At 62.9% G+C, this 26,967-nt stretch carries 26 protein-coding genes, 1 pseudogene and 1 riboswitch; of the genes and pseudogenes, 7 read left to right on the top strand and 20 right to left on the bottom strand.

Annotated elements, in window-relative coordinates; all coding sequences use genetic code 11:
• Positions 1-187: pseudogene (locus AC1D05_RS13550) on the top strand (IS481 family transposase); the annotation flags it as partial.
• A gap of 102 nt (positions 188-289) precedes the next feature.
• On the opposite strand, the gene AC1D05_RS13545 reads toward AC1D05_RS13550, so the two are convergent.
• Both AC1D05_RS13545 and AC1D05_RS13540 read right to left on the bottom strand, forming a co-directional pair.
• The gene (locus AC1D05_RS13545; protein ID WP_477441189.1) at positions 290-1,063 is read right to left on the bottom strand and encodes an ABC transporter substrate-binding protein; all 774 of its coding nucleotides are present in this window, start codon (positions 1,061-1,063) and stop codon (positions 290-292) included.
• A gap of 99 nt (positions 1,064-1,162) precedes the next feature.
• Positions 1,163-2,257, bottom strand: coding sequence for a 2'-deoxycytidine 5'-triphosphate deaminase (locus AC1D05_RS13540; protein ID WP_477441188.1), 1,095 nt, complete (start codon positions 2,255-2,257; stop codon positions 1,163-1,165).
• Between the two features lie 79 nt (positions 2,258-2,336).
• A riboswitch (SAM riboswitch) is annotated at positions 2,337-2,414 on the top strand.
• A gap of 57 nt (positions 2,415-2,471) precedes the next feature.
• Here AC1D05_RS13540 and AC1D05_RS13535 point away from each other — a divergent pair.
• The gene (locus tag AC1D05_RS13535; RefSeq protein ID WP_477441187.1) at positions 2,472-3,662 is read left to right on the top strand and encodes an O-succinylhomoserine sulfhydrylase; all 1,191 of its coding nucleotides are present in this window, start codon (positions 2,472-2,474) and stop codon (positions 3,660-3,662) included.
• Positions 3,663-3,677: 15 nt separating this feature from the next.
• On the opposite strand, the gene AC1D05_RS13530 is transcribed toward AC1D05_RS13535, so the two are convergent.
• Complete coding sequence (locus tag AC1D05_RS13530) at positions 3,678-4,829, bottom strand: ceramide glucosyltransferase (protein ID WP_477441186.1); 1,152 nt, start codon at positions 4,827-4,829, stop codon at positions 3,678-3,680.
• Between the two features lie 221 nt (positions 4,830-5,050).
• On the opposite strand from AC1D05_RS13530, the gene apaG reads away from it, so the two are divergent.
• Complete coding sequence (gene apaG, locus AC1D05_RS13525; RefSeq protein ID WP_027146773.1) at positions 5,051-5,443, top strand: Co2+/Mg2+ efflux protein ApaG; 393 nt, start codon at positions 5,051-5,053, stop codon at positions 5,441-5,443.
• Between the two features lie 86 nt (positions 5,444-5,529).
• Here the strand turns inward: apaG and AC1D05_RS13520 are convergent, their stop codons facing one another.
• The 3 genes from AC1D05_RS13520 to AC1D05_RS13510 form a co-directional block, all read right to left on the bottom strand.
• Positions 5,530-6,561, bottom strand: coding sequence for an Hsp33 family molecular chaperone (locus tag AC1D05_RS13520; protein ID WP_477441185.1), 1,032 nt, complete (start codon positions 6,559-6,561; stop codon positions 5,530-5,532).
• Positions 6,562-6,707: 146 nt separating this feature from the next.
• A complete protein-coding gene (gene argF, locus AC1D05_RS13515; RefSeq protein ID WP_477441184.1) occupies positions 6,708-7,619 on the bottom strand; it encodes an ornithine carbamoyltransferase in 912 nt (303 codons plus the stop codon).
• A gap of 16 nt (positions 7,620-7,635) precedes the next feature.
• On the bottom strand, positions 7,636-8,835 hold the full coding sequence (locus AC1D05_RS13510; protein WP_477441183.1) for an acetylornithine transaminase: 1,200 nt from the start codon (positions 8,833-8,835) through the stop codon (positions 7,636-7,638).
• A 357-nt stretch (positions 8,836-9,192) separates the two neighbouring features.
• Here AC1D05_RS13510 and AC1D05_RS13505 point away from each other — a divergent pair, with 357 nt between their 5' ends.
• Positions 9,193-9,714, top strand: a complete 522-nt coding sequence (locus AC1D05_RS13505) for a GcrA family cell cycle regulator (RefSeq protein WP_027043472.1) — start codon at positions 9,193-9,195, stop codon at positions 9,712-9,714.
• Positions 9,715-9,805: 91 nt separating this feature from the next.
• Here the strand turns inward: AC1D05_RS13505 and AC1D05_RS13500 are convergent, their stop codons facing one another.
• The 3 genes from AC1D05_RS13500 to AC1D05_RS13490 all read right to left on the bottom strand — a co-directional run bounded on the left by AC1D05_RS13500 (position 9,806) and on the right by AC1D05_RS13490 (position 13,012).
• Positions 9,806-10,813: a magnesium and cobalt transport protein CorA gene (locus tag AC1D05_RS13500; RefSeq protein ID WP_477441182.1), complete on the bottom strand. Its 1,008-nt coding sequence runs from the start codon at positions 10,811-10,813 to the stop codon at positions 9,806-9,808.
• A 94-nt stretch (positions 10,814-10,907) separates the two neighbouring features.
• Positions 10,908-11,633, bottom strand: coding sequence for a phosphate signaling complex protein PhoU (gene phoU, locus AC1D05_RS13495; RefSeq protein ID WP_477441181.1), 726 nt, complete (start codon positions 11,631-11,633; stop codon positions 10,908-10,910).
• A gap of 113 nt (positions 11,634-11,746) precedes the next feature.
• Positions 11,747-13,012 carry an ATP-binding protein gene (locus AC1D05_RS13490; protein WP_477441180.1) on the bottom strand — a complete coding sequence of 422 codons (1,266 nt, stop codon included), beginning with the start codon at positions 13,010-13,012 and terminating at the stop codon, positions 11,747-11,749.
• A gap of 120 nt (positions 13,013-13,132) precedes the next feature.
• Here AC1D05_RS13490 and ppk2 point away from each other — a divergent pair, with 120 nt between their 5' ends.
• Complete coding sequence (gene ppk2 / locus AC1D05_RS13485) at positions 13,133-14,041, top strand: polyphosphate kinase 2 (RefSeq protein WP_477441179.1); 909 nt, start codon at positions 13,133-13,135, stop codon at positions 14,039-14,041.
• Positions 14,042-14,095: 54 nt separating this feature from the next.
• Here ppk2 and AC1D05_RS13480 read toward each other — a convergent pair whose 3' ends face one another.
• The 3 genes from AC1D05_RS13480 to AC1D05_RS13470 all read right to left on the bottom strand — a co-directional run bounded on the left by AC1D05_RS13480 (position 14,096) and on the right by AC1D05_RS13470 (position 16,319).
• Entirely contained in the window at positions 14,096-14,842 is a 747-nt protein-coding gene (locus AC1D05_RS13480; RefSeq protein ID WP_477441196.1) for an enoyl-CoA hydratase-related protein, read from the bottom strand.
• A gap of 8 nt (positions 14,843-14,850) precedes the next feature.
• A complete protein-coding gene (locus tag AC1D05_RS13475) occupies positions 14,851-15,489 on the bottom strand; it encodes an acyl-homoserine-lactone synthase (protein WP_477441178.1) in 639 nt (212 codons plus the stop codon).
• 98 nt (positions 15,490-15,587) lie between these two features.
• Entirely contained in the window at positions 15,588-16,319 is a 732-nt protein-coding gene (locus AC1D05_RS13470) for a helix-turn-helix transcriptional regulator (protein WP_172234531.1), read from the bottom strand.
• 260 nt (positions 16,320-16,579) lie between these two features.
• Here AC1D05_RS13470 and AC1D05_RS13465 point away from each other — a divergent pair, with 260 nt between their 5' ends.
• Positions 16,580-17,428 (top strand): transporter substrate-binding domain-containing protein, encoded by an 849-nt coding sequence (locus AC1D05_RS13465; RefSeq protein WP_477441177.1) that lies wholly within the window; start codon positions 16,580-16,582, stop codon positions 17,426-17,428.
• 43 nt (positions 17,429-17,471) lie between these two features.
• Here AC1D05_RS13465 and AC1D05_RS13460 read toward each other — a convergent pair whose 3' ends face one another.
• Entirely contained in the window at positions 17,472-17,885 is a 414-nt protein-coding gene (locus AC1D05_RS13460; RefSeq protein WP_477222971.1) for a tellurite resistance TerB family protein, read from the bottom strand.
• Between the two features lie 169 nt (positions 17,886-18,054).
• Here AC1D05_RS13460 and AC1D05_RS13455 point away from each other — a divergent pair, with 169 nt between their 5' ends.
• A complete protein-coding gene (locus tag AC1D05_RS13455) occupies positions 18,055-19,701 on the top strand; it encodes a lysine--tRNA ligase (protein ID WP_477441176.1) in 1,647 nt (548 codons plus the stop codon).
• Here the strand turns inward: AC1D05_RS13455 and AC1D05_RS13450 are convergent.
• The 7 genes from AC1D05_RS13450 to AC1D05_RS13420 all read right to left on the bottom strand — a co-directional run bounded on the left by AC1D05_RS13450 (position 19,667) and on the right by AC1D05_RS13420 (position 26,926).
• Positions 19,667-20,542: a thermonuclease family protein gene (locus tag AC1D05_RS13450; RefSeq protein WP_477441175.1), complete on the bottom strand. Its 876-nt coding sequence runs from the start codon at positions 20,540-20,542 to the stop codon at positions 19,667-19,669. The two genes, AC1D05_RS13455 and AC1D05_RS13450, sit on opposite strands and share 35 nt — an antisense overlap.
• Positions 20,543-21,181, bottom strand: coding sequence for a S24 family peptidase (locus AC1D05_RS13445; protein WP_477441174.1), 639 nt, complete (start codon positions 21,179-21,181; stop codon positions 20,543-20,545). It lies immediately after the preceding gene.
• A 124-nt stretch (positions 21,182-21,305) separates the two neighbouring features.
• Entirely contained in the window at positions 21,306-21,851 is a 546-nt protein-coding gene (locus AC1D05_RS13440) for a thioesterase family protein (RefSeq protein ID WP_477441173.1), read from the bottom strand.
• Positions 21,852-21,860: 9 nt separating this feature from the next.
• On the bottom strand, positions 21,861-24,080 hold the full coding sequence (locus AC1D05_RS13435; protein WP_477441172.1) for a 3-hydroxyacyl-CoA dehydrogenase NAD-binding domain-containing protein: 2,220 nt from the start codon (positions 24,078-24,080) through the stop codon (positions 21,861-21,863).
• Positions 24,081-24,094: 14 nt separating this feature from the next.
• Positions 24,095-25,303 carry an acetyl-CoA C-acetyltransferase gene (locus AC1D05_RS13430; protein ID WP_477441171.1) on the bottom strand — a complete coding sequence of 403 codons (1,209 nt, stop codon included), beginning with the start codon at positions 25,301-25,303 and terminating at the stop codon, positions 24,095-24,097.
• A 38-nt stretch (positions 25,304-25,341) separates the two neighbouring features.
• A complete protein-coding gene (locus tag AC1D05_RS13425) occupies positions 25,342-25,743 on the bottom strand; it encodes a DUF4259 domain-containing protein (RefSeq protein WP_477441170.1) in 402 nt (133 codons plus the stop codon).
• A gap of 10 nt (positions 25,744-25,753) precedes the next feature.
• Positions 25,754-26,926, bottom strand: a complete 1,173-nt coding sequence (locus AC1D05_RS13420) for an acyl-CoA dehydrogenase family protein (RefSeq protein ID WP_477441169.1) — start codon at positions 26,924-26,926, stop codon at positions 25,754-25,756.
• Between the last annotated feature and the right edge of the window lie 41 nt (positions 26,927-26,967).

Here is a 26,967-nt window from a genome sequence, read left to right as displayed (position 1 = left end):
GGACGATCTCATCCGCCGCGTTCAGCAGCACGGCTTCGTCTCCATTCTTGGACGCTCAATGCGCTTGTGCAGGGCCTTCGCGGGAAAGTCCGTCGCCTTCAGGCCGACCGCAACGGACGGCCTATTCGACGCATGGTTCAGACATCAGAAAATAGAAACCATCGACCTCAATACCCTGGCTCGATAGAATGCAAAACTGTTCGCGATGTCCTCGCACACCTGTTCGCGATGTCTCCGGTCCAAACACCCTTGTGGGAGAAGGGAAGACGCGACCGGCAGCTTCAACGTCTCAATAAATATCGAAGTCGAAATACTTGGCCTGGATCTTCTTGTAGGTGCCGTCGGCGACGATCGCGTCGATGGCCGCATTGAGCTTGTCGCGAAGTTCTGTGTCTTCCAGGCGCACGGCGATGCCGGCCTGCGTCTCGGTGCCCTTGACGTCGCCGACCAGCTTGCAGCAGCCCTCGCTTGCCTTCTTCAGCCAGTCCACCAGCACGAATTTGTCCGAGATCACGGCATCAAGCCGGCCGTTGGTCAGGTCGGTGATCGCCTCTTCCTGGGTTGGGTAGAGCTTCGCCTCGGCGCCCGCCTTGCCATAGGTGTTCTGGGCATAGTCGGCTTGAGTGGTCGAAGCCTGGGCGCCGACCGTCTTGCCGGCGAGCGCCGCCGGGTCGGTCGAGGTCAGATCGCTGTCCTTCGGCGCCACCAAAGCGAGCGGCGTGGTGTAGTATTTGTTGGTGAAGGCGACCTGCTTCTTGCGCTCTTCGGTGATGCTCATCGAGGCGATGATGGCGTCGAACTTCTTGGCTTGCAGGGCGGGGATGATGCCATCCCAGTCCTGGGTGACGATTTCGCACTCGACCTTCATCTGCGCGCACAGCGCATTCGCGATGTCGATATCGAAGCCGACGACCTTGCCGTCAGAGGTGATGGTGTTGAACGGCGGATAGGCGCCCTCGGTGCCGATTTTCAATTTCTCGGCAGCTTGCGCCGACAGAGAGCCGGCGGCAACCGCCAACATGGCAGCGCCTGCCGCCGACAGGATCCATCTTGAAATCTGCATTTTCTTGTTCCCCTTGAGCGCCGCATCCCGGCGACCGACAAGCCAGCCAAGCATGATGCGCCAGCCCAGGCAAGTATTTTGCCTGGCGGTAATCGGGGCTCAGCGCGCGGCGCGAAAATGCTTGGAGAGCTTCAGGCCCTGGGCCTGGTAGTTGGAGCCGAGATCGGTGCCGTAGAGCGCCTGCGGCCGCTTCAGCATATGCTCGTAGACCAACCGGCCGACGATCTGGCCATGGTCGAGGATGAACGGCACTTCGTGGCTGCGCACTTCGAGCACCGCCCGGCTGCCGGTGCCGCCGGACGCCGAATGGCCGAAACCCGGATCGAAGAAGCCGGCATAGTGGACGCGGAATTCGCCGACCAACGGGTCGAAGGGCGTCATCTCGGCGGCATAGAGCGGCGGCACATGCACCGCTTCCTGGCTGACGAGGATGTAGAATTCATCGGGATCGAGCACCAGTTCGCCAGCGCCGCTCTTGTGGATCGGCTCCCAGAAATCGACGACCTCCTGGGCCGCGCGCTTGTCGACATCGACGAGCCCGGTGTGATGCTTGCCGCGATAGCCGACCAGACCATCGCTGTCGCCATTGAGGTCGATCGACAGCGCGATGCCGCCGCCGGAAATATTCGGCGGCTCGGTGGCGACCAGCATTTCGGCGCGGTGCAGTTCATGCAGTTCGGCTTCCGAGAGCAGCGCATTGCCGGTGCGGAAGCGGATCTGCGACAGGCGCGAGCCGGTGCGCACGACGATCGGGAAGGTGCGCGGGCTGACTTCCAGGTAGAGCGGACCGTTGTAGCCGGCGGCGATCTTGTCGAACTCGTGGCCGCGGTCGGTCATGACACGGGTGAAGATGTCGAGCCGTCCGGTCGAGCTCTTCGGATTGGCGGAGGCCGAAATCTCGGCCGGCAATGCCAGGCTTTCGAGAAGCGGCACGATGTAGACGCAGCCGGTTTCCAGCACCGCGCCTTCGGCCAGGTTGATCTCGTGCAGCTTCAGCCGGTCGAGCTTTTCCGAAACCTTGTGGTTGGGGCCGGGCAGGAAGGAGGCGCGCACCCGCCAGGCCTTGTCGCCGAGCCTGAGATCGAGGCTGGCCGGCTGGATCTGGTCGGTATCGAGCGCGCGCGCCGACTTCAGCGCACCGGACTGGAACAGCGCCGAAATGTCCTGATCGGGAAGAATGCCTGTTTGCCGCAAGGGCGTTACTCCTAGGCCGCTGGTACAAACCTCTTAATGAAGCCGGCAATTGACGCAAGCGCGGCGCGGGTCTAAAGGGTCGTTATCCCGTGGTGATTTGGCCGGTCGGCTTGCAGCCACGTTAAACAAGTCGCTAAAGGACCGTTGGCCGCAAGGCCGTATGGACCGGTTGCGACTTTCGCGGCCGGTTTTTTTGTGTCTGGAAACAAAAGCAATGAGCAGCAAGAAGCGCAACTGGAAGCCTCAGACAGCCCTCGTGCACGGCGGAACCCTGCGTTCCCAATTCGGCGAGACCTCCGAGGCGATGTACCTGACCCAGGGCTATGTCTATGAAACGGCGCAGGCTGCCGAAGCCCGTTTCAAGGGCGAGGAGCCGGGCTTCATCTATTCGCGCTACGCCAACCCGACCGTCGACATGTTCGAAAAGCGCATGTGCGCGCTCGAAGGCGCCGAGGACGCGCGCGCCACGGCATCCGGCATGGCCGCGGTGACGGCGGCCATGCTGTGCAGCGTCAAGGCCGGCGATCATATCGTGGCGGCGCGCGCGCTGTTCGGCTCCTGCCGCTGGGTGGTCGAGACGCTGGCGCCCCGCTACGGCATCGAGGCGACGCTGGTCGACGGCACCGACATCGCCAACTGGGAAAAGGCGGTGAGGCCGAACACCAAGCTGTTCTTCCTGGAAAGCCCGACCAACCCGACGCTGGAAGTGGTCGATATCGCCGCCGTCGCTTCGCTTGCCAACTCGATCGGCGCACGGCTTGTCGTCGACAATGTCTTCGCCACGCCGCTGCAGCAGAAGCCGCTGCAGCTCGGTGCCCACATCGTCGTCTATTCGGCGACCAAACACATCGACGGCCAGGGCCGTTGTCTCGGCGGCGTCATCCTGTCGGACAAGAAGTGGATCGACGAGAATTTGCACGACTATTTCCGCCACACCGGCCCCAGCCTGTCGCCGTTCAATGCCTGGACGCTGCTGAAGGGCCTGGAGACGCTGCCGCTGCGCGTGCGCCAGCAGACGGAAAGCGCCGGCAAGATCGCCGACTTCCTCGCCGAACAGCCGCAGATCGCCCGCATCATCTATCCCGGCCGCGCCGACCACCCGCAGGCCGATATCGTCAAGAAGCAGATGTCGGGCGGCTCGACGCTGATCTGCCTCGACGTCAAGGGCGGCAAGCAGGCGGCCTTCGCCCTGCAGAACGCGCTCGACATCGTGCTGATCTCGAACAATCTCGGCGATGCCAAGAGCCTGATCACCCATCCGGCAACGACGACGCATAAGAATTTGAGCGACGAGGCCCGCGCCGAACTCGGCATCGGACCTGGCACGCTCAGGCTGTCGGTCGGTCTGGAGGATACCGACGATCTTCTGGAAGACATTGCCCAGGCGCTGAAGGCCACGAAATAGCGAGCCTCGGCGGGATCAGGCGCGCGACGGCGTCTCTTCCAGTTCGGCGGCCTTGGTACCGATGATCATGGCGTTGCCGCGCCAGTCGACGGCGCCGCCGAGCCAGCCGCGTGCCCACATCGCTGGAAGCATCAAGTCCCGCGCAATCATCGCCGCGACTGTTCGCGGCGACAGGTGCCAGCCCTTGGACCAGGCCAGGGCGCATTCCGGAAGGTAGAAGGCCGCCAGCACGGCGATGGCCGTAAGCGGCAGGCTGAAGCCGGCACTTGCCGCCGCAACCAGTGCAAGCAGCAGCGGCACCACCGCGCCGGTCAGGATTTCGGGCGCGAAGAACAACGGGAAGGTGACGCGGCGCAGACGCGCCCAGCGGGCCTGGCGCGACCAGATCTCGCCAAGCCTGCGCCGGCCGAGCGGCTGCTCGAAGGGTGCCGCGACGAGATTGACGCGCAGGCCAAGGCTGTTCACCAGCTTGGTCGCGGCGGCGTCCTCGGCGATTTCGGCGGCCAGAGCGCGGATGCCGCCATTGGCATCCAGCATCGGCTTGTTCCACAGCATGCTCTTGCCCTGGGCAAAGCCGAGGCCAAGCGCCTCGCCGGCATACTGCCAGCGGGCCTGCAGCGTGTTGAGGAAGGCGCATTCGACCTCGGCCCAGAAGCCATCCGGCCGCGAACCGATCGGCGTCGAGCAGACAAGGCCGGTATCCGTCCGCCACGCCGCCATCAGATGCTGGATGTAGTCCCTCGGCATCAGCACGTTGGAGTCGGCCAGGACGACCCAGTTGTGCCGCGCGGCTTCCCAGCCCTTGACGCAATTGTTGAGCTTGGGATTGGAACTGACGCGGTCGTCACCGATCAACAGCCGGGCGGGCACTTTTGGAAAGCGGCCGATGGCGGCACGGATCAGCCTGACCACCGGATCGTCGGCATGGGCGACACAGAAGATCAACTCGTAGCGCGGCCAGTCGAGCGAGAAGGCGCGCTCCAGCGTCTCCTGCGTGAACGGCTCGACACCGCGCGACGGTACGATAATCGACACCGGCGGCGATTTGCCGGCTGGCCGTGCGATCGTGGTGCGCCGTTTCAGCTGTGAAGCGGCGAGCAGGATGCTGGCAGCGTTTGACAGGATAAGAGCAGTCGAAAGCGAGGCGGCTATGAGAGTGAGTTCCATCGAGATCTGGTCACTCCAGAAGAGACGGCCCGCAACGTGGCCGTTTTCAACAGTTCGACAGAGCGCCGAGTCGCCCGGTGCGTGCACACCACCATTGTCGTGTGTCACTTAAATGACATTCTTTGCCGGCACCTGCGTTTCAAAGTCAGGCGCGACAAGACGCGCACGTTGACCTGCTCGCCGGGAGCGCCGAAAGGTATCGGATTGTTTTGGAGCCGCTTATGTACCGCGCCGTCACGCGCAACATCGAAGTGCAAGTCAGGCCGTTCTACCTCGAGGACCGCTCTGATCCTTCCGAGAACCGCTATGTCTGGGGCTATCAGATAACGATCGACAACCAGTCGGACGAATTCGTGCAGCTTCTGTCGCGTTATTGGCACATCACCGACGGTGCCGGCCGGGTCGAGGAAGTGCGCGGCCCCGGCGTCGTCGGCGACCAGCCCGAACTCAATCCTGGCGACAGCTATCAATACACGTCCGGCTGTCCGCTCTCGACCCCGTCAGGGATCATGGTCGGGCGCTACACGATGCGCAACAAGCGGGGCGAGACTTTTGATATCGCCATCCCGGCGTTTTCGCTGGACCTGCCGGGGACGAGGCGGACGGTGAACTGAACGGGCAGTAATCGCGGAAAGTTCGTGCTGCCCCTCATCCGCCCTTCGGGCACCTTCTCCCCGTGAACGGGGAGAAGGAAGCTTTGTCATTGCGCCGCGAATTCCGCCGGGTCGAAGTCGTACTGCGTCGAGCAGAATTCGCAGGCGACATGGATGCCGCCATCCTCGGTGCTGTCCTTGATCTCCTGCGCGGAAAAACCCTCGAGGATACCGCGGATCTTGTCGCGCGAGCATGAGCACTGGTCGGCGACAGGAACGCCACCGAAGACGCGCACGCCATGCTCATGGAACAGGCGATAGAGCAGCCGTTCGGCGCCGATCGTCGGATCGATCAGTTCGGTCGGCTCGATGGTGCCGAGCAACGCCAGCAACTCCTGCCAAGAATTGTCGGCCGGATCGTGGATCTCCTCGCGCGGATCGCCATCGCCGCCGGGCAGGTCCGGAATGCGCATGCGCTCAGGCGACTGTGGCAGGAACTGCGCCAGGATGCCACCGGCGCGCCACTGTTCGCGCGCGCCGCCAGGACCCGGCGTCAACAGCTTGGCAACCGAGAGCCGGATATCGGTCGGGATCTGTTCCGACTGGCGGAAATAGGTGCGCGCCGCGTCCTCCAGCGTTTCGCCGTCGAGCTGGACGATGCCCTGATAGCGTTGCGTATGGGCGCCCTGGTCGATGGTCAGCGCCAGCACGCCGCTGCCGAGCAGTGTCTGCTGGGACGTTTCGCCCGCCGCGACCAAAGCCTCCAGCCGGTCGGCGTCAAAGCGCGCATAAGCGCGCAATGCCGAGGGCGTGGAGAAATCCGCCACCAGCATGTCGACCGGCCCGTCGGTGCGGGTCTGTAGGATGAACTTGCCCTCGAATTTGAGCGAGGTGCCGAGCAGCACCGTCAGCACGCAGGCTTCCGCCAGCAGGCGGGCAACCGGCTCGGGATAGTCGTGGCGGCTGAGGATGGCGTCGAGCATCGGCCCGAGCTGCACGGTGCGACCGCGCACGTCGAGCGGGCCGACCTCGAACGGCACGACATGATCGTCGCCGGCATAGCCGAACTCGCCGAGTTTGGGGTGATGTTCAGTCACTTGATGCGTTTCCAACATGACAAAGCTCCAGGGCGCGGCCATGCGACCCGGAGAGGCACATGCGTCCAAACGCGCTTGATTTGCGTGATGCGGCGCAGATAGGCATCGCGCCCCCGCAGATCAAGCGCCCAGACACTTCAAGCGCCCAGACATCTCAAGTACCAAGACATCTCAAGCCCCAAGACATCTCAAGCACCAAGACACCAGGCAAGCACCGCCTTCTGGGCGTGGAGCCGGTTCTCGGCCTCGTCGAAGACCACCGAATGCGGGCCGTCGATGACTTCGTCCGTCACTTCCTCACCGCGATGCGCCGGCAGGCAGTGCATGAACAGCGCATCAGGCTTGGCATGCGCCATCAGCTTGGCATTGACCTGGTAGGGCGAAAACACGTTGTGGCCGCGGGCGCGATGCTCCTGGCCCATCGACACCCAGCAATCGGTGACGATGCAGTCGGCCTGGTCGACGGCTTCCTCGGGCGAGCGGGTGAAATGCAGCTTGCCGCCATTCGCCTTGGACCAGTCGATATGCTTCTGCGCCGGCTCGCTGCCTTCGGGCACGGCGACGTTGAGGTTGAAACGGAACCGCGCCGAGGCCTCGAGCAGCGAATGCAGCACATTGTTGCCGTCGCCGGTCCAGGCGATGGTCTTGCCGGCCACCGGACCGCGATGCTCCTCGAAGGTCATGATGTCGGCCATCAGCTGGCAAGGATGGGTGTCATCCGTCAGTCCGTTGATCACCGGAACGGTGGCATTCTCGGTCAGCTCCAGCAGCCGCTCATGCGAGGTGGTGCGGATCATGATGGCATCGACATAGCGTGACAGCACCTTGGCGGTGTCGGCGATGGTTTCGGAGCGGCCGAGCTGCATTTCGGTGCCGGTCAGCATGATGGTCTCGCCGCCAAGCTGGCGCATGCCGACGTCGAAGGAGACGCGCGTGCGCGTCGACGGCTTGTCGAAGATCATCGCCAGCACCTTGCCTTCGAGCGGCTTGGTCCGCTCGCCGGCTTTGAGGCGTGCCTTTCGCACCACCGCGTCGTCCAGCATGAAGCGCAGGTCGCCCTCGGAAACGGTGGAGAGGTCGGTGAAATGGCGAACTGACATCAGCAATATTCCGGAATTACTTCGCGGCGGCCGCGGCGATGGCGTCCGCCAGGCCTTTGGCACCAGCGCGGATGCGGTTGAGCGCTTCGTGGATCTCGGCGTCGGTGACGGTGAGCGGCGGTAAAAGGCGAATGACGTTGTCGCCGGCCGGAACCGTCAGCAAATGCTGGTCGCGCAGCGCCATGTTCACCTTGGTGTTGGGCATGGCGCATTTGAGGCCAAGCATCAGGCCGGTACCCCTGATGCCTTCGATGACATCGGGAAACTCGTCGGCGACCGCCGCCAAGCCCTGCTTCATCAGCAGCGCCTTGCGCTGGACGTCTTCGAGGAAGCCGTCTTCCAGCACCACATCCAGCACGGCGTTGCCGACCGCCATCGCCAGCGGGTTGCCGCCAAAGGTGGTGCCGTGCACGCCCGACGTCATGCCGACCACGGCCTCGTCGGTGGCCAGGCAGGCGCCCATCGGGAAGCCGCCGCCAATGCCCTTGGCAATCGCCATGATGTCGGGCGTCACGCCCGTCCACTCATGCGCGAACAGCTTGCCGGTGCGGCCGATGCCGCACTGGACCTCGTCGAAGATCAACAGCAGGCCGTGCTGGTCGCAGAGCTGGCGCAGCCGCTTCAGGGACTGCGTCGGCACCGGGCGGATGCCGCCCTCGCCCTGCACCGGCTCGATCAGGATCGCGGCGGTTTCCGGCGTGATCGCCTTTTCGGCGGAATCGATGTCGTCGAAGCCGACCTGGTCGAAGCCTTCGACCTTGGGTCCGAAGCCTTCGAGGTACTTGTACTGGCCGCCGGCCGCGATGGTCGCCAGCGTGCGGCCATGGAAGGCGCCTTCGAAGGTGATGACGCGGAAGCGCTCGGGATGACCTTTGACGAAGTGGTAGCGCCGCGCCGTCTTGATCGCGCATTCCAGCGCCTCGGCGCCGGAATTGGTGAAGAACACCTTGTCGGCGAAGGTGGCGTCGGCCAGACGCTCGCCAAGCCGGCTCTGCCCCGGAATCTCGTAGAGATTGGAGACGTGCCAGAGTTTTCCCGCCTGCTCGGTGAGAGCTGCGACCAGATGCGGATGGCTGTGGCCGAGCGAATTGACCGCGATGCCGCCGGCGAAATCGAGATATCGCTCGCCCTTGTCGGTAACCAGCCAGGTGCCTTCCCCGTGGTCGAAAGCCAGGGGAGCGCGAGCAAAGGTCTCGTAAAGCGCCGAACCGCTCATTATATGCGTCTCCGGTACCGGAAAATCAAAAAAGCCGCCAAAGCGGCGGCCTTGTGCGGCTTATCGTGTTTTTCGGCCATGAAGTCAACGAAAACGTCACGTAGTGGCGCGCGATAAGCCCCCTAACTTGACGCCGGCTCATGAGCGACCGGGCAAGTTGGGGAAAACCGAAAAAACCGATTCGTGTTGCACTTCGGACTCTTGTCACCGAGTCAGCGCATAAGGTAATTGTAGTCGAGAAATAACTAGATTTCGTGCGGCGGACCTAATCACCAGATATATGTGGTGTCTGCCCCAGCAAGGTTGCTGGGTCGGGAAGGGATTCCGATTGCGCACGCTTAGCAGGAGCGCGGTCTCATGAACTGGACTGACGAGCGGGTTGAACTTCTCAGGAAACTGTGGTCGGAGGGTCTGAGCGCAAGCCAGATTGCTGCCCAGCTTGGAGGGGTGAGCCGCAATGCCGTCATCGGCAAGGTGCACCGGCTGAAGCTGTCGGGCCGTGGGCGCGCAACGGCGACGCCGGCACGCCAGAAGAAGACGGCACAGGGATCGACCGTTCAGAAATCGGTGGCGCGCGCCGCAAGCACGGCACGCCACGTCACGACTTCGATCGGCGCAACGGCCCTGCAGACCCAGTTTGATGCCGAGCCAGTTGCACGCCATCATTACATCCGTCCGGTCGAAAATGTCGTGGTACCGATCTCACGGCATCTGCAGCTCGTCGAATTGACCGAGCGCACCTGCAAATGGCCGAACGGCGATCCGCTGTCAGAGGACTTCAATTTCTGCGGCAACGAGGCCGCCGAAACCGGTCCGTATTGCAAATATCACGCCCGTGTGGCTTTCCAGCCGGCAGCGGAGCGGAGGCGCAATCGCTGATGGGGAATAGGGCAGTAAGGCAGTAGGGCAATATGTTTTGAGCTGCGCTGATGAGCGCCTTGTCTTTGCCCTACTGCCCTACTGCCTTCCCTCACAGCCATCCATTCTTGCGGAATCGCCAGTAGAGAAACGAGCAGATCAGCGCGATCGCGGTCAGCACAATCGGGTAGCCATACTCCATCTTCAGTTCGGGCATGTCGGTGAAGTTCATGCCATAGATGCCGGCAAATGCTGTCGGCACCGCCAGGATGGCCGCCCAGGAGGCGAGTTTCTTCGAGATTGCCGTTTCCTGGCTCTGACCGACCAGCAGGCTGGCCTCGAAGGCGAATGCCAGCACTTCGCGCAAACTGTCGATCTTTTCCTGGACGGTGCGGATGTGGTCGGTCACATCACGAAACAGCGGATGCATGGCGGTGTGGATCTGCGGCAGGTCGGCGCTGGTCAGCCGGCGGCAGACCTCCACCAGCGGAAGTGCCGCATTGCGTAGGCGCAGGAGATCGCGGCGCAGCATATAGAGCCGCTCGATGTCGGGACCGGTCATCGGCTTCAAAAGGACCTTGTCCTCGATCGCCTCGACCTCGTCCTCGATCTGTTCGAGCACGGGCATGTAATTGTCGACGATGAAGTCGAGAATGGCATAGAGGACGAAATCCTCGCCCTTGGCCAGCGAATGCGGGCAGCTTTCCCAATGCTGGCGCACCGCGGCGTAGGAGGTCGACGGGCCATGCCTGACGCTGACGATGTAGCCCGAGCCAACGAACAGATGTGTTTCGCCGAAAGTGACGCGGCCCTCGATCAGCTGCGCGGTGCGGGCGACGATGAACAGCGCGTCGCCATATTGCTCGATCTTCGGCCGCTGGTGCGGATGCTCGGCGTCCTCGATCGCCAGTTCATGCAGATGGAACTGCGCCTGGACGCGCAGCAGAAGCTCGCGGTCGGGTTCGAGCAGCCCGATCCAGACGACATGTCCCGATTTCTTGGCCCATTCGCCGGCTTCCTCGATCGGAATGTCGGCGATACGCTTGCCGGCCGTATAGACACTGGAGGCAATGATGCCTGATGTCGGCGCCGCGGGCTTGAACTCTCGGACATATTCCATCGCAGCCTCCGGAAAGCAGGGCCTTTATCAAGGCCTGAGAAGCTTAACGCCTGGATAGTTTAGCGCAATATGATCTGGCGTTCGAGAGGAACGTTCATTTCGCCGTCAGCGTCGCCGACACGCTGATTTTGTCCGTCTTGTCGCCTTTCGGCCGGTCGGCCGGCATCTGGTCGCCGGTGACGATGTAATAGATGGTCTCGGCGATGTTGGTGGCATGATCGCCGATGCGCTCGATGTTCTTGGCGCAGAACAGAAGGTGAGTGCACGGCGTGATGTTGCGCGGATCTTCCATCATGTAGGTCAGCAATTCGCGAAACAGCGACGTGTACATGGCATCGATCTGGTCGTCGCGGTCGCGCACGAAGCCGATCTTGTCGACCGAGCGCGACGCGTAGACGTCGAGCACTTCCTTGAGCTGGGTCAGCGCCAGATTGGCCAGAGCCTCCAGGCCGCGGAACAGGCTGATCGGCTGGCGGCCGTCGGTGACGGCGACCACCCGCTTGGCGACGTTCTTGCCGAGGTCGCCGACCCGTTCGAGGTCGGCGGAAATACGGATGGCGCCGACGATCTCGCGCAGATCCGTTGCCATCGGCTGGCGCTTGGCAATGATGATGATCGCCTTGTCGTCGATCTCGCGCTGCCCTTCGTCGAGCACGGCGTCGTCGCGGATGACCTTCTGGGCCAGTCCCGGATCGGCATTGACGAGAGCCGCGACCGCCTGCTCGACCATGCGCTCGGCATGACCGCCCATCGCGGCGATGCGCTTGGACAGATACTTCAGCTCCTCGTCATAGGCGCTCATGATGTGCACGGACTGCATGGATGAATGCCTTCCCACGGGTTCTTGATCTTGAGTCGTTTCCTCGAATCCCCGCTGATACGCTAGCCGGATGACAGAAAAAAGAAACGGTCCCGTGAAAAACTAGGGCGATATCAGTGCGTCGGCAAATGAACCGAGAAGGCGGCGCCCTTGCCGACCTCCGACTTGATCGTCAGCCTGGCATTGTGACGCGTCAGGATGTGCTTGACGATCGACAGGCCAAGGCCGGTGCCTTTCTGGGTCCGGCTGGTTTCGACGTCGATGCGATAGAAGCGCTCGGTGATGCGCGGAATATGCTCCTCGGGAATGCCGGGGCCGAAATCCCTGATGGTCACGTCGATGCCGGGTTCGGAACCGTCATCGGCGTGCGCGATCGACACCAGGACGCGGCCGCCGGACTGGCCGTATTTGCAGGCGTTTTCCAGAAGGTTCTCGAAAACCTGGAACAGCTCGTCGCGATCGCCCGGCACATTGACAGGCCCCTTGGCGAAATCGCGCTCGATGGCGACGCTGTTTTCGCGGGCAAGCGGGGCCAGCGAGTCGATGACGCTGTCGACGGTCTGGCGCAGATCGACCTCTGTCCCGGGCTTCAGATAGGGCTTCATCTCGAGCCGAGACAGCGACAGCAGATCGTCGATCAGGCGCGCCATGCGGCCGGTCTGGTTCTGCATGATCTGCAGGAATTGCTCGCGCGCCGCCGGATCGTTGCGGGCCGGTCCGCGCAGTGTTTCGATGAAACCGGCGATCGAGGCGAGCGGGGTGCGCAATTCATGGCTGGCATTGGCGATGAAGTCGGCGCGCATGCGGTCGATGCGCCGCGTCTCGCTCTGGTCCTTGAACACCAGCACATAGAGGTCGGTGTCGTGCCCGACCGAGGACGCGCTGACCCGGTAAGCCCGTTCGACCGGCAGCTTCTCGGTATAGTCGACGACATCCGAGGCGATCATGCCGGACAGCACGCTGTCGAGCAGGGTCTGCATTTCCGGCGCCCGGAATTTCAGCGGCAGCGACAGGCCCGGCGCTATCCCGCCAAAGGCGGCAAAGGCGGCGGCGTTGGCGTGGACGATGGTGGCGGCATGGTCGAAGATGATGAGCGGGTCGGCAACAGCCGCCGCCAGATATTCGCCCGACAGGCGCTGCAGGCCGATCGCCTCGATCGCGGCAGCACCCTCGGTGGACTGGCGCAAGCCCGTGGCCGGCAGCATTGCCGCTGCAAGCAACAGGAGCAGCGCCGGCACCAGCACGTAGGCGGAAATACCCGCGAAGGCAAAAGCGATCAGAACCGCGACGACCCCGGCCGCAAGCAGCCAGCGGCTGTTCCAAAGCCGGTTGGCCAAGGCTTGCGCCATGCCATTCTGTTCTGCGTCCAGGTCGGTCATTCGCTTGCGCGCTCGCGTCCCATGCCTTCGCATCCGCCGCCACGGCAACGGAAACTTCCGCTGGACCGCTCCGGAGGCTCCCAATAGCATGAGTCCGCAAGCTGAAAAGGGTTCGTCTCGATGAAAAAAACCAAGGAAAAGTCTGCCGCGCCGACTTCAGGTCCGCTGAAGATCAGGATCGACGGCAAGGAACGGGAGTTCGATATCGAGAATCCCGAGCTTCCGGACTGGGTCGAGGACAACAAGCTGACCGCGGGCGGCTATCCCTACGACAAGAAGATGAAGAGCGAGGAGTATGACGAGACGCTCGAGAAATTGCAGATCGAGCTGGTCAAGGCGCAGGCATGGCTGCAGGCGACCGGCAAGCGGGTGATGGCGCTGTTCGAAGGCCGCGATGCCGCAGGCAAGGGTGGTACGATCTTCGTGCTGCGCCAGTATCTCAACCCGCGCACCGCACGCAACGTGGCGCTGACCAAGCCGACCCCCACCGAACAGGGACAATGGTACTATCAGCGCTATGTCGACCAGTTCCCGACGTCGGGCGAGTTCGTCACCTTCGACCGTTCCTGGTATAACCGCGCCGGCGTCGAACCGGTGATGGGTTTCTGCACGCCCGAACAGCATGAGAAGTTTCTCGACGAGACGCCGCATTTCGAACGGATGATCGTCAACGACGACATCCACTTCTTCAAATTCTGGCTGAACATCGGCCAGGAAACACAGCTCGAGCGCTTTCACGATCGCCGCTACAGCCCGCTGAAGAGCTGGAAGTTCTCGCCGATCGATGTCGCCGGCATCACCAAATGGGACGATTACACAGAGGTGCGCGACACCATGTTCGAGCGCACCCACAAGGAGTTCGCGCCATGGATCATCGTGCGGGCCAATGACAAGCGCCGGTCGCGACTGGCGGTGATGCGTCGCATCCTGTTGTCGCTGCCCTATGACGGGCGCGATCTCGATATCGTCGGCAAGGAAGACAAGAAGATCATCGGCGAAGGGCCGTCATTCCTCGGCAAGGAAGGTTGATGCTTCCGCGCCGCGCGGCCATGGGGCTGCGCGGCGCGGTATCTTCCTAGTTACTCAAGCCGCCAGCCTGGCAATGCGCTGCAGGCGGCGCAGCGTGGTGTCGTCCTGCAGCGCCTGCTGGAACAGCGATATCTCCTGGTCGATGCGGTCGCACAGCGCGCCGGTGTTGCCCTTGAGCAGGCCGCGGGTCTGCAGCAGGGCGGCGACGGGCTTCTTGACGAGCTGCCTGGCCCGGCCGAGCGTCGCCTCCTCGACGCCTTCATGCACGATCTCGGCGACGAGGCCGAGCGCCCTGGCGTCCTCGGCGCGAAGCGTGTCGCCGAGGCAGAAGAAGCGGAAGGCGCCGGCATAGCCGAGCTTCTGCGGTGCCAGGATGCTGGTCGCCGCGTCCGGCACAAGGCCGAAATCGACGAACGGCACCCGGAACGTGCTTTTGTTGGAAGCGATCACCATGTCGCAGTGGAACAGGATGGTGCAGCCGACGCCGACGGCATCGCCATCGACGCAGGCCAGGATGGGCTTGGGGAACGTCGCCAGCGTGCGGAACATGTCGGTGACGGCGGCGATCAGCTTCTGATGCTTGGTGGCGTCGAGGAATTCGGAAAAGTCGCCGCCAAGGCAGAAGCAGCCCGCCAGGCCACGCAGAACGACGACACGCACCTCGTCATTGTCGGCGGCCTCATGGAAGGTCCTGGCCAGGCTTTCATAGGCCCTTCTGTCGAGCACCGGGCGGCCGTCATTCGACGACACGGTAACGATCAGCGTGTGGTTGCGCAGTTCGGGTTGCGGGTGCGCGCCCATCGGCGATCTCATGACGCCCTCCTTTGACCGAACATGTCGGGATATCCCCTGGCCAGAACGGGAGCATGATGATTGCGGCGCGACCGCACCACGTCCAGCGTGTGCTCGTTGAAGGAGAGCAGCGTCGCCACGACCTGCTGGTTGCCGTAGGTGCGCTGATAGCCCAGCGGCGTCGCCAGGAAATGCAGCTGCAAGGCGCGCAACACCCACATCGGTTCGAACTCGATGATCACCTTGTCGACGCCGCGCTTCAGCCCCCACTCGACGAAGCCGGCGATCAATTCGGTACCGACGGTCGAAACGCCGCGACGGCCGTCGCGAAAACCGGCAGCCACCGCATAGCGGGTCAATTCCCAGATGTTTGGGCCTGATGGCGGCGTCCCTTCGGAAAGGTCGGTCAAAACCTCGGTCAAAAGATGGGGCCGCGTGGTCGGCAACATCCTTTGATAGCCCGCGACTTCGTTGCCTCTGATGACGATCTGATGCACGGCCTCGTCATGGTCGAACTGATCGACTTCATATCCGTCCGGGCGCCGCAGGTCCTCCCACCCCATCTCCTCGACAAATATCTGGTAGCGCAGACGATGGACGGCCTCCCAAAGGTCGGGACGTTCCATCAATTCTTGAGTTGTAAGACAAAAAAGCATTCCGTCGTCTCCTGGGTTTAAGAGGAAGATACGGCCGTGCTTTCTTGAGAAAATTGCGTGATCACGTAGGCAAGAAGTTCTAGGTCGGCACGGCCGACCTAACTAATGTAGCCGCGCCTTATCGCTTCGGCGACAGCCTGGACCCGGTTGACGGCACCGAGTTTGCTTTTGGCGTTAAGAAGATGTTTCTCCGACGTGTGCTCGGAGATGCCGAGGATTTGAGAAATCTCCCATTCCGACTTGCCGACGGCGGCCCATTGCAGGCATTCGCGTTCGCGCGGCGTCAATTCGATATGGTCGATGGTCTTGGTCGCCATCGTGTGGAGTTGCATAGCGCGGCCGACTGCATAGGTCGAGACCAGCGACACCAGGCCGAACTCGGCGGCCGACAGTTCCACGGCCTCGCCACCCAGCGACACCATGACGATCTGGCCATCGAGCGTGATCAGCGGAAAGGCTAGCCCGTCGCGCAGCTTGAACGCGCCGGCGTCGCCCATCACTTCGCCGCTGCTCTTGTCGATGCGAATGCCCTGAGCGGCTTCGCGCCACTGGAACGGCGCCTGCAGCTGCTTCATGTGGCTGACCACGGGGTCGTGATCGACATAGTTGCGCGCCACGTAGCGCTCCAGCCATTCGACAGGCCAGTCGCACAACAGCACATGCTGCTTTTGCTGCCCGGTCGGCGTGCCCGGCTGGGGAACGGTTCCGGCCATCAGCGCGGTCAGACCGTAATCCGACGTTATGCCCAACAGCTTGTCGCAAACCGCCGCCGCCGTTCCGGCGTGCTGCAGTTGGTCTATGTATTCCAGCGTGCGATCGAACTGACCCATCGCAACATCAACCCCATGTTGCCTTATGCATTGAGATCAATGGTCCATGCATTGTCTGCACTTTGCCACCGACCGCGGATTGTAACGCGCTCATTTCCGGTTGTGGTTCTCGACCCTGATCCCCCAACCAGAGTGGCCACCGCTGTTTGCAAACGCGCTAAAGCATACCCTGAAATCGGCGCGTTGAAATCAAAAACCATTGTGCCTGTACCATTTTCGTACCAAAACCTGTGCGAATACGAGTGCGGCGGAGTTCTATCTTGGCGTTCCAATGGAGGTCCCTGGTGCTGGCGTCGCTGCTGATCGCGGCGCTGCCATTGGCTGGCGGGCGCGCCGCGGAGCCGCAGGTGCCGGTGTTGTGGGACGCCAAGGAACGGTTGCCGAAGCCCGATCTTTCGGCGCTGCCACGCCTGCGCTTCCTGACGACCACGGATTTTCCGCCCTTCAATTTCCTCGACGGCGCGGGAAAGCTGTCCGGTTTCCACATCGACCTGGCGCGCGCCATCTGCGCCGAACTCGGCATCGTCGACAAATGCCAGATCCAGGCATTGCCCTGGGGCGAGCTCGAAGGGGCACTCGAGAAAGGTGAAGGCGAAGCCATCATCGCCGGCATCGCCGCGACGCCGCAATCGCGCCAGACATACGCCTTTTCGCGCTCCTATCTGCAGTTTCCGGCGCGTTTCATCATGCCGAAGAGCAAGGCGTTTGCAGAACCGATTTTCGACAAGCTACGCAGCAAGCGCGTCGGCGTGCTCGCCGGCTCGGCGCATGAGCGCATGCTGCGCGACTATTTCAACACGGTCCAGATCGTCTCCTTCGACGGACCGGAAGCCCTCTACAGCGATCTCAAGGCGGGCAAGATCGACGCCGCCTTCGGTGACGGCATGCGCTTCGCCTTCTGGTTGGGCGGCTCGGATGCGGGCGGCTGCTGCCGCTTTGCCGGCGGTCCCTACCTGGCGCCCGAATATCTGGGCACGGGCATGGCCATCGCCACAAGGGCGGACAATCCCACGCTGGCCGCCGCGATCGATTACGCGCTGCAGGAGATTTCGATGAAAGGCACCTTCGCGGAATTCTACCTGCGCTATTTCCCGGTCAGTTTCTTCTGATCTGGTTCCGGTCAGCTTTTTCTAGGGCCCCGCCCGCAGGGACTCAGGTCAGCGTGCGCAGCCGCGCTTTGGCCGCGCGGCCGATGGCGGCGACGGTCAGCGTGTCGAGATCGAGCTCACGCCGGATCAGCTGCAGCACCCGAACTTCTTCCAGGCGCATTTCGAGGTCGACGGCGGCCACTTCGAAGGCAGCGGCATAGGCGGTGTCGCGCAGGCGCTCCGGCAGGGCTTCGGCGACCTGCGCCAGCACACCCTCCAGGCCATCCTTTTCATGCAACAGCTTCTGACAAGCCTGGGCGACGGGAACCAGCCGGTCCTGCTTGAAATCCTCGAACACCGGCCATGAACGGACAACGTCGCCGATCCGCGCCAGTTCGACATCGGTCATGTCACGGTCGGAGGCCGAGGTGATGACCATCAGGTAGATCAGGGCTTCATGCGGGGTCGGCGACGGCATTCTCTACTCCTTGAACGGGCCTCGAACGTAGGTAGACGCCGTCTGCGCCGCAAGGAAAAAGCGCCCCCCTCGTTGACGCTCCGGCCACGCACGCCTAGAGACCGGTTGAAAATCGACACTGCGGCCATATCAGGCGAATTTGGCCGGCGCATAATTGGAAAACGTTGACATGGCGGGATCAAACATCATCGATCTCAACCCCGAACTGCTGGCGGCCGCGACCGAGAGCAAGGCGTGGCCGTTCGAGGAAGCCAAAAAGATCATCGAGCGCTACAAGGGCGCCGACTTTCCCGAAACGATCCTGTTCGAGACCGGTTATGGTCCGTCGGGCCTGCCGCATATCGGTACGTTCGGCGAAGTGGCGCGCACCTCGATGGTGCGCCATGCCTTCCGCGTGCTGACACAAGACAAGGTCGCGACCAAGCTCTTATGCTTTTCCGACGACATGGACGGCATGCGCAAGATCCCCGACAGCGTGCCGGATCGCGCCGCGCTCGAGCCGCATCTGCACAAGCCGCTGTCATCGGTTCCCAATCCGTTCGGCGGCGACTATGCGAGCTTCGCCGACCATAACAATGCGATGCTCTGCCGCTTCCTCGACACGTTCGGCTTCGACTACGAATTCGCCAGCGCGACGCAGTACTACAAGTCAGGCCGTTTCGACGCCATGCTGCTGCGCGCCGCCGAACGCTACGACCAGATCATGGCGGTGATGCTGCCGACGCTCGGGCCGGAGCGGCAGGCGACCTACAGCCCGTTCCTGCCGATTTCCCCGAAGAGCGGCCGCGTGCTTTACGTGCCGATGAAGCATGTCGACGCCAAGGCCGGCACCATCACCTTCGACGACGAAGGCACCGAGACCACGCTTTCGATCACCGGCGGCCGCGTGAAGCTGCAGTGGAAGCCCGACTTCGGCATGCGCTGGGCGGCGCTTGGCGTCGATTTCGAGATGTTCGGCAAGGACCACCAGACCAACGCCGTGGTCTATGACCGCATCTGCAACATTCTGGGCGGACGCGCGCCGGAGCATTTCGTCTACGAGCTGTTCCTCGATGAGAACGGCCAGAAGATCTCGAAGTCGAAGGGCAACGGCCTGACCATCGACGAGTGGCTGACCTATGCGCCGACCGAAAGCCTCGGGCTCTACATGTACCAGCGGCCACGGCAGGCCAAGAAGCTCTATTTCGACGTCATCCCGAGGGCGGTGGACGAATATTACACCTTCCTCGCAGCCTACCCCAGGCAGGACTGGAAGGAGCGGCTGGGCAATCCGGTCTGGCATATGCATGACGGCAATCCGCCCGCCATCGACATGCCGGTGCCGTTCTCTCTGCTGCTCAACCTGGTCAGTGCCTCCAACGCACAGAACAAGGATGTGCTGTGGGGCTTCATCTCGCGCCACACCAAGGATGTGACGCCAAAGACCCATCCAGAGCTCGACCAGCTGGTCGGCCATGCGATCCGCTATTTCGACGATTTCGTGCGACCGACGAAAACCTTCCGCCCGGCCGACGCGGTCGAGCGTGAGGCGCTGCAGGCCCTCGACAAGGCGCTCGGCGAATTGCCGGTGGACGCCGGCGGCGAGGCGATCCAGAACGCTTCGCTCAACGTGGCGCGCAAGATCGAACGCTATCAGGATCATTCCAAGCAGAGCCCGGAAGGCGGTCCGGGCGTGTCGGGCGCCTTCTTCCAGATGATCTACCAGGTGCTCATCGGCCAGGAGCGCGGACCGCGCTTCGGCTCGTTCGCCGCGCTCTACGGCGTCGCCGAGACCCGCGCACTCATTCAGCAGGCGCTGGCTGGTCAGCTGGTTTGAGGGCGCCGCCCTCCTCTTTCAGGATTGAGCCCTCTTCCAGGATCGAGCCTGGTGCCTGAGGCGCCGGGGCGGGCGCTGCCGGCACCGCCGAGATGCCGGCCAGATTCGGCGCCGATCCGAAAATGCCCTTCTTGGCGCTTTGTGCCTTTTCGCCGGCCTCGACATAGGGCCCACCCTTGGCGGCACGCGCCCAGCCGTTGTCGACCAGCCATTGGCCGACATCCTGCTTGCCGATCCGGCATTCCGCCGCGATCCGGTCGCGCCCGCCTTCGGGCGGCACCGTGCAGACCACCGCGCGGCCGCGCAGGAAGGCGCGGAATGCCGTGCGCGCACGAATGCCGCACGGCCAGGATTTGCCGTTCGAGGTGCAGCTCTCGTCCTGCCCGACGACATCGATGCCGGAAACCGCGACCGAATAGCCTTTCGCCTCGATCAAGCCGGCAGCCGTCGCGACTGGCTGGAACAGCTTTGTACCATTCCAGTCGTCAGGCATCTTCGGCTTGGGCGGCATGGCGAGCGCCAGCTTGCTCAATGGCTCACGCGGATCGACCCGCTCGAGTTCGCCTGCGGGCAGTTCCGGCGGCGCCACAACACCCGGATCGATCGCCCGCGAATGCACCGCCGGCTTTGGCTGCGCAGCGGCCGGCGCGGGAATGGCTGACGTGGCCGGCTCGTCAGGCCCGGCATCGGCGCCTGCCTGTGAGATCGTGTCCGCGCCGGGATCGATCTGATCCACAGCAACAGTGTTTTCGCTTCCTTTCAGCGCGCGGCCGCCGGCGACGACCAAAGCCGCCATCACCGGGACCATCACAACCGCCAGGACAAGATGAAGAAGCCTCATCTACTGGCTTGCCCAGACAATCCGCGCCACCCATTCGACATCGCGCATGGCAATGTCGCGGTCGGGATGATCGGGATTGAGCGAGACCAGCGCGATCGACTTGACGGTCTGGCGCTCTAGCACCTTGGCCATCACCTCGCCTGATGTGGTCTTGACGACGACGCGATCGCCCTTGCGGGTGACCGCGCCCGGCTCGACGATCAGGACGTCGCCATTGCGGTAGAGCGGCAGCATGGAATCGCCTTGCACCTGCAGCGCATAGGAGCTTTCGGTCGATTGCGCCGGCATTTCGACCAGATCCCAGCCCTGCCCCGCCGGAAAGCCGGCATCGTCGAAGAAGCCGCCGGCGCCGGCCTGGGCAAAGCCAAGCAGTGGCACGGATCGTCTGTGGGCAGGGGCGGCGTCCATGCGGCCTTCGATCAGGCCGGTGAATTCGTCGAGCGACGCACCCGTGGCCTCGATGATCTTGGCCAGTGATTCGGTCGAAGGCCAGCGCGGCCGCCCGTCCGACGACAGGCGTTTCGATTTGTTGAATGCGGTCGAATCGAGCCCCGCGCGCCTTGCCAGACCTGACGCCGAAAGCGAATAACGCTCGGCAAGAGCATCGATGGCGGCCCAGACGCGGTCGTGCGAGAGCATGTCACGCTCTCCTTCGAGACAGGAAAAAATGCCTTTTCCTTCTAGTCCGCGAATGTCGGTTTGTCCACCGGCCGCGCTCCCCTGGCGCACGTTTCCGCCGGTCGCGCAAATCCGATTCCCGGGATCAATCAGCTGCCTTGGCGAGGCTACGCAAACCCTGGTGCGAAGCCATGAAAAGCCGTTCCGCCTGCGTCGGCGGTCTCGGGTTTGCCGAGCGGCCAAGGGCCATGACCACCTCATCGATGTCGAGAAAGCGCCGCGCCTTGCGGTCGTAGACGCCAGCCGTCGTCAGGATCAAGGCAGCCGACTCGCCATTGTCGAGGACGAAGCGGTGCTTGCCGATGACCTGGCTGCCTTCCCAGGTTTCGATCGAGGACACCACTTCGAAGCGGCGCCACAGCCTGATCTCGCGCGCATAGACCGCCTGCAGCCCGCCCATCATCGGCGCCCAGCCGTTCTTGCGCGCCAGCGTGATCAGCCCGGCGCGGACAAACAGGTCGATGCGGCCGAGGTCGGCCAACATCATGTAGCGCGCATTGTTGAGATGGATGTTGAAGTCGATGTCGGTCGGCAGGCAGCGAAAGGCCAGGCGGCTTTCACCGCCCATCATATAGGGGCCACGGCTTCGCGCCGTGGCCAGCATGCGCGCCATACGCGCCCAGACGTACATAGCTCCGCGTCAAGCGGCCTGCTTCACGTCGCCTCTCGCATAGGGGTCGAAGCGCTGGTAGAAGGTTTCGCCCTTCTCGGCCATGTCGACGAGCAGCTTGGGCGCCTTGAACTCGGCCCCGTATTTCTTCTGCAGATCCTTGGCGATCTTGACGAAGCGCTTGGCGCCGATGCCGTCGATGTAGGACAGCGCGCCACCAGTGTAGGGCGCGAAGCCGAATGCCAGGATCGAGCCGACATCGGCCTCGCGCGGATCGGTGACGATGCCTTCTTCCATGACGCGTGCCGCCTCCAGCGCAATGGTGACCAGCAACCGCCGCTGCAGTTCCTCATAGTCGACCTTCTCGGCCGCGAGCTGCGGATAGAGGTCCTTCAACCCCGGCCACAGCTTCTTCTTGGCCGGTTTGGCCGGATAGTCATAGAAGCCCTTGCCGTTCTTGCGGCCGAAGCGGCCGTGGTCGTCGACCATGGTGTTGATCAGCGCCATCTGTTTGGGATCGACGGCCTTGTCGCCGAGATCCCTGATGGTCTGCTTCATGATCTTCTGGGCGAGGTCGATCGCCGTCTCGTCGGTCAGCGCCAAGGGGCCAACCGGCATGCCGGCAGCCTTGGCCGCATTCTCGATCATCGGCGCGGGCACGCCCTCGATCAGCATCTTGTAGGCTTCCGACATGTAGCGCAGCACGCAGCGGTTGACGTAGAAGCCGCGCGTGTCGTTGACGACGATCGGCGTCTTCTTGATGGCGCGGACGAAGTCGATCGCGGTCGCCAGCGCCTTGTCCCCTGTCTTCTTGCCCAAGATGATCTCGACCAGCATCATCTTGTCGACCGGCGAGAAGAAGTGGATGCCGATGAAGTTCTTCGGCCGCGTCGAATTCTTGGCCAGCGAGGTGATCGGAATGGTCGAGGTGTTCGACGCGAAGATCGCCGACGACTTCAGCGCGGCTTCCGCCTGTTCGGTGGCGGCCTTCTTCACGGCGGAGTCCTCGAACACAGCCTCGACGACGAGGTCGCAGCCGGCAAGATCGGCATAGTCTGCCGTCGGCGTGATCAGCGACAGGAGCTTGTCCCGCTCCTCGGGCTTGGCGCGGCCCTTCTTGACCTGATCCGAGACCAGGCTGTCGGAATGCGCCTTGCCCTTGGCGGCGGACTCGATATCGCGGTCAAGCAGAACCACCGGGATACCGGCCTTGGCTGTGACATAGGCGATGCCGGCGCCCATGAAGCCGGCGCCGAGAATGCCGATCTTCTTGAACTTGGTTTCCGGTACGCCGGCCGGGCGGCGGGCGCCCTTGTTCAGTTCCTGCAGCGACACGAACAGCGAGCGGATCATTGCCGCCGCTTCCTTGGTCTGCATGATCTCGGTGAAATAGCGCTGCTCGATCCTAAGGCCGGTATCGAACGGCACCAGCAGGCCTTCATAGACGCATTTCAGGATCGCCGCAGCGGCCGGATAGTTGCCATAGGTCTCGCGACGCAGAATGGCGATTGCCGGCGGCCACAGATTGAAGCCGGCGGGCGTATAGATCTGGCCACCGGGCAGCTTGAAGCCCTTCTCGTCCCAGGGCTGGACAGCTTTCAGACCATTTTTGATCATCGCCTTGGCGGCCTCGATCAGCTTGGCTGGTTCAGCAATCTCGTGGATAAGGCCCATGGCCTTCGCCTTCTGCGGCGACAGGTTCTGGCCCGAGGTCAGCATCTGCAGCGCCTGCTGCTGATCGGTCAGCCGCGGCACACGCTGGGTGCCGCCAGCGCCGGGGAAGATGCCGACCTTGACTTCAGGCAAGGCCATCTTGACCTTGTCGGAGTCAGCGGCGACGCGCCCATGGCAGGCCAGCGACAATTCAAAGGCGCCGCCCATGCAGGTGCCGTTGATCGCCGACACCCAGGGCTTGCCCGATGTTTCGAGCTTGCGCCACAGGCCGCCCATGCGGCCGGCATTGTCGAACAGCAGCTTTGCCGCCTTCTCCGGGTCCTTGCCTTTCTCCTTGGCAAAGACCGCCAGCATCTTCTGCAGCATGGTGAGATCGGCGCCACCGGAGAAGCTGTCCTTGCCCGAGGTGATCACCGCACCCTTGATGCCGGCGTCGGCCACCACCTGGTCGATGATCTTGTCGAGTTCGTTCATCACCTCTTCGGTGAACACGTTCATCGAGCGACCGGGCGTGTTCCAGGTGACCAGCGCAATGCCGTCGGCGTCGGTGTCGAGGGTGAAATTGGTGTAGCTCATGATTTTTCTCCCCGTCAGACGCGTTCGATGATCGTTGCGGTGCCCATGCCGGCGCCGATGCAGAGCGTCACCAGCGCGGTGTTGAGATCGCGGCGTTCGAGTTCGTCCAGCACCGTGCCGAAGATCATCGCACCGGTGGCGCCGAGCGGATGGCCCATGGCAATGGCGCCGCCATTGACGTTGATCTTGTCGTGATCGATGTCGAAAGCCTGCATGTAGCGCAGCACCACCGAAGCGAAGGCCTCGTTGAGCTCGAACAGGTCGATGTCCGACAGCTTCATCTTGGCGCGCTTCAGAAGCTTCTCGGTGACGTCGACCGGACCGGTCAGCATCAGCACCGGCTCGGAGCCGATATTGGCGAAGGTGCGGATGCGCGCGCGCGGCTTGAGGCCCATCGCCTTGCCGGCCTTCTTCGAGCCGAGCAGCACGGCCGCCGCGCCATCGACGATGCCCGACGAATTGCCGGCGTGGTGAACGTGGTTGACCTCTTCGACTTCCGGATGCTTCTGCACCGCGACGGCATCGAAGCCGCCCATTTCACCGGGCATGATGAAGGACGGGTTGAGCGAGGCCAGCGACTGCATGTCGGTCGACGGCCGCATATGCTCGTCATGATCGAGAATGGTGAGCCCGTTCTGGTCCTTGATCGGAATGACCGACTTCTTGAAGCGGCCGTCGGCCCACGATTTGGCGGCGCGCTTCTGGCTCTCGACCGCATAGGCGTCGACGTCGTCGCGGGAGAAGCCGTATTTGGTGGCGATCAGGTCGGCGGAGATGCCTTGCGGCACGAACCAGCCGGGCAGGCCCACAGATGGGTCCATGAACCAGGCGCCGCCCGAGGCGCCCATGCCGACGCGCGACATGGATTCGACGCCGCCGGCAATGACGATCTCGTCGGCGCCCTGCGCGATCTTGGCGGCGCCGAGATTGATGGCGTCGAGACCCGAGGCGCAGAAACGCGAGATCTGCATGCCGGGCGCCTTGGTGTCGTAGCCGGCCTCGAAGGCGGCGGCGCGAGGAATGACCGAACCCGCCTCGCCGACCGGATCGACGCAGCCGAAGATGATGTCGTCGACAGCGCCGGTGTCGAGCCCATTGCGGTCGCGCAGCGCTTCCAGCGTCTTGGCGGCAAGCCGCACCGCCGGCACTTCATGCAGCGATCCGTCTTTCTTGCCCTTGCCGCGCGGCGTGCGCACGGCATCGTAGACATAAGCTTCGGCCATTTTTCGGTTCCTTCCTTGTGGTGCCGTCTAAGGCTTGCTTAACGCAAAGCCGCACGCAGGCGATTCAGTTCGTTCTTGAAGTTGGCTGCATCAGGCGGAGCGGCTTCAGCCCAGAGTTCCATGAGTTCAGAATTAGGGCCGCTCACGCATTCGACTGCCTGGATTGCCTTGCCCTTCAAGCCAGTCAAAGCTTGCCAGTTCGAGACAGTTCGCAATGCTGTTTCTGCGGGTTCCGACAAAAACTCGGACTTCCCGTTAGCTGCGGCGACAATTGCGGCGGCGGCCAGTGCAACCGAGCCATCCGGAGTCTCGATGTAGTCCAGATTGTTGCAAGCCACATCGAGCGCGTCCGCAACAGCGACGGCGCCATTGTTCTCAAATTCCGCGACGAAATCGGCTGCGTCATCGTTTTCGAAAATCTTGAAACCCCATGCGCCCATAATTGCTATCCTAAAGGCTCCGCCCAATCAGCAATTTCATGATCTCGTTGGTGCCGCCGTAGATGCGCTGGACGCGGGCGTCGCGGAACATGCGAGCGATCGGATATTCATTCATGTAGCCATAGCCGCCATGCAATTGAAGGCATTCGTCGACGACTTTTCCCTGCAGGTCGCTGAGCCAGTATTTCGCCATCGACGCTGTCACCGGATCCAGGCCGCCATTGATGTGGCGGGTCACGCAATCATTGTAGAAGACACGGCCGATGGTGGCTTCGGTCTTCAGCTCGGCCAGCTTGAACTGGGTGTTCTGGAAATCGATGATCGCCTTGCCGAAGGCCTTGCGCTCCTTGACGTAGTCGATGGTCAGCGCCAGCGCCCGCTCGATCATGGCAATCGCCCCGGTGCCGATCTGCAGCCGCTCCTGCGGCAGTTGCTGCATCAGCTGGATGAAGCCCTGCCCTTCCTCATGGCCGAGCAGGTTGGAGGTCGGCACGCGCACGTCGTTGAAGAACAGTTCCGAGGTGTCGTTGGCCTTCAGGCCGATCTTGTCGAGGTTACGGCCGCGCTCGAAACCTTCGACCTCGTCGGTCTCGACGACGATCAGCGAGGTGCCCTTGGCGCCCTTTTCCGGATCGGTCTTGGTGACGACGATGATGAGATTGGCGAGCTGGCCGTTGGTGATGAAGGTCTTGGAGCCGTTGATCTTGTACTGGTTGCCGTCCTTCTGCGCCCGCGTCTTGACGCCCTGCAGGTCGGAACCGGCACCCGGTTCGGTCATCGCGATGGCGCCGATCAGCTCACCGGTGGCGAGCTTCGGCAGCCACTTCTTCTTCTGCTCCTCGGAGCCGTAATGGAGGACGTAAGGTGCGACGATCGAATTGTGCAGGCCGATGCCAAAACCGTCGACACCGACATGGCCAATGGCTTCGATGATGGCACTCTCGTGCGCGAAGGTGCCGCCGGAGCCGCCATATTCCTCCGGCATCGAGGCGCAGAGCAGGCCGGCGGAACCGGCCTTCAGCCAGCTCTCGCGGTCGACCATTTCGTTCTTCTCGAACTCGTCGTAGCGCGGCGCTATCTCCTCCGCCATGAAGCGGGTTGCCATGTCGTAGAGCATGCCGACCTCGTCCGCCGCCCAGGCGGGCTTCGGCAAAGAGAGCACTTCGGCTGGATTTGTCGCCACGATTTCCTCCGCGTTCCGACATTGTGGGCCGGCGCTGCCGG

The organism is Mesorhizobium sp. P2_E9 (assembly GCF_056403815.1).
This window is presented reverse-complemented; position numbering and strand designations above follow the sequence as displayed.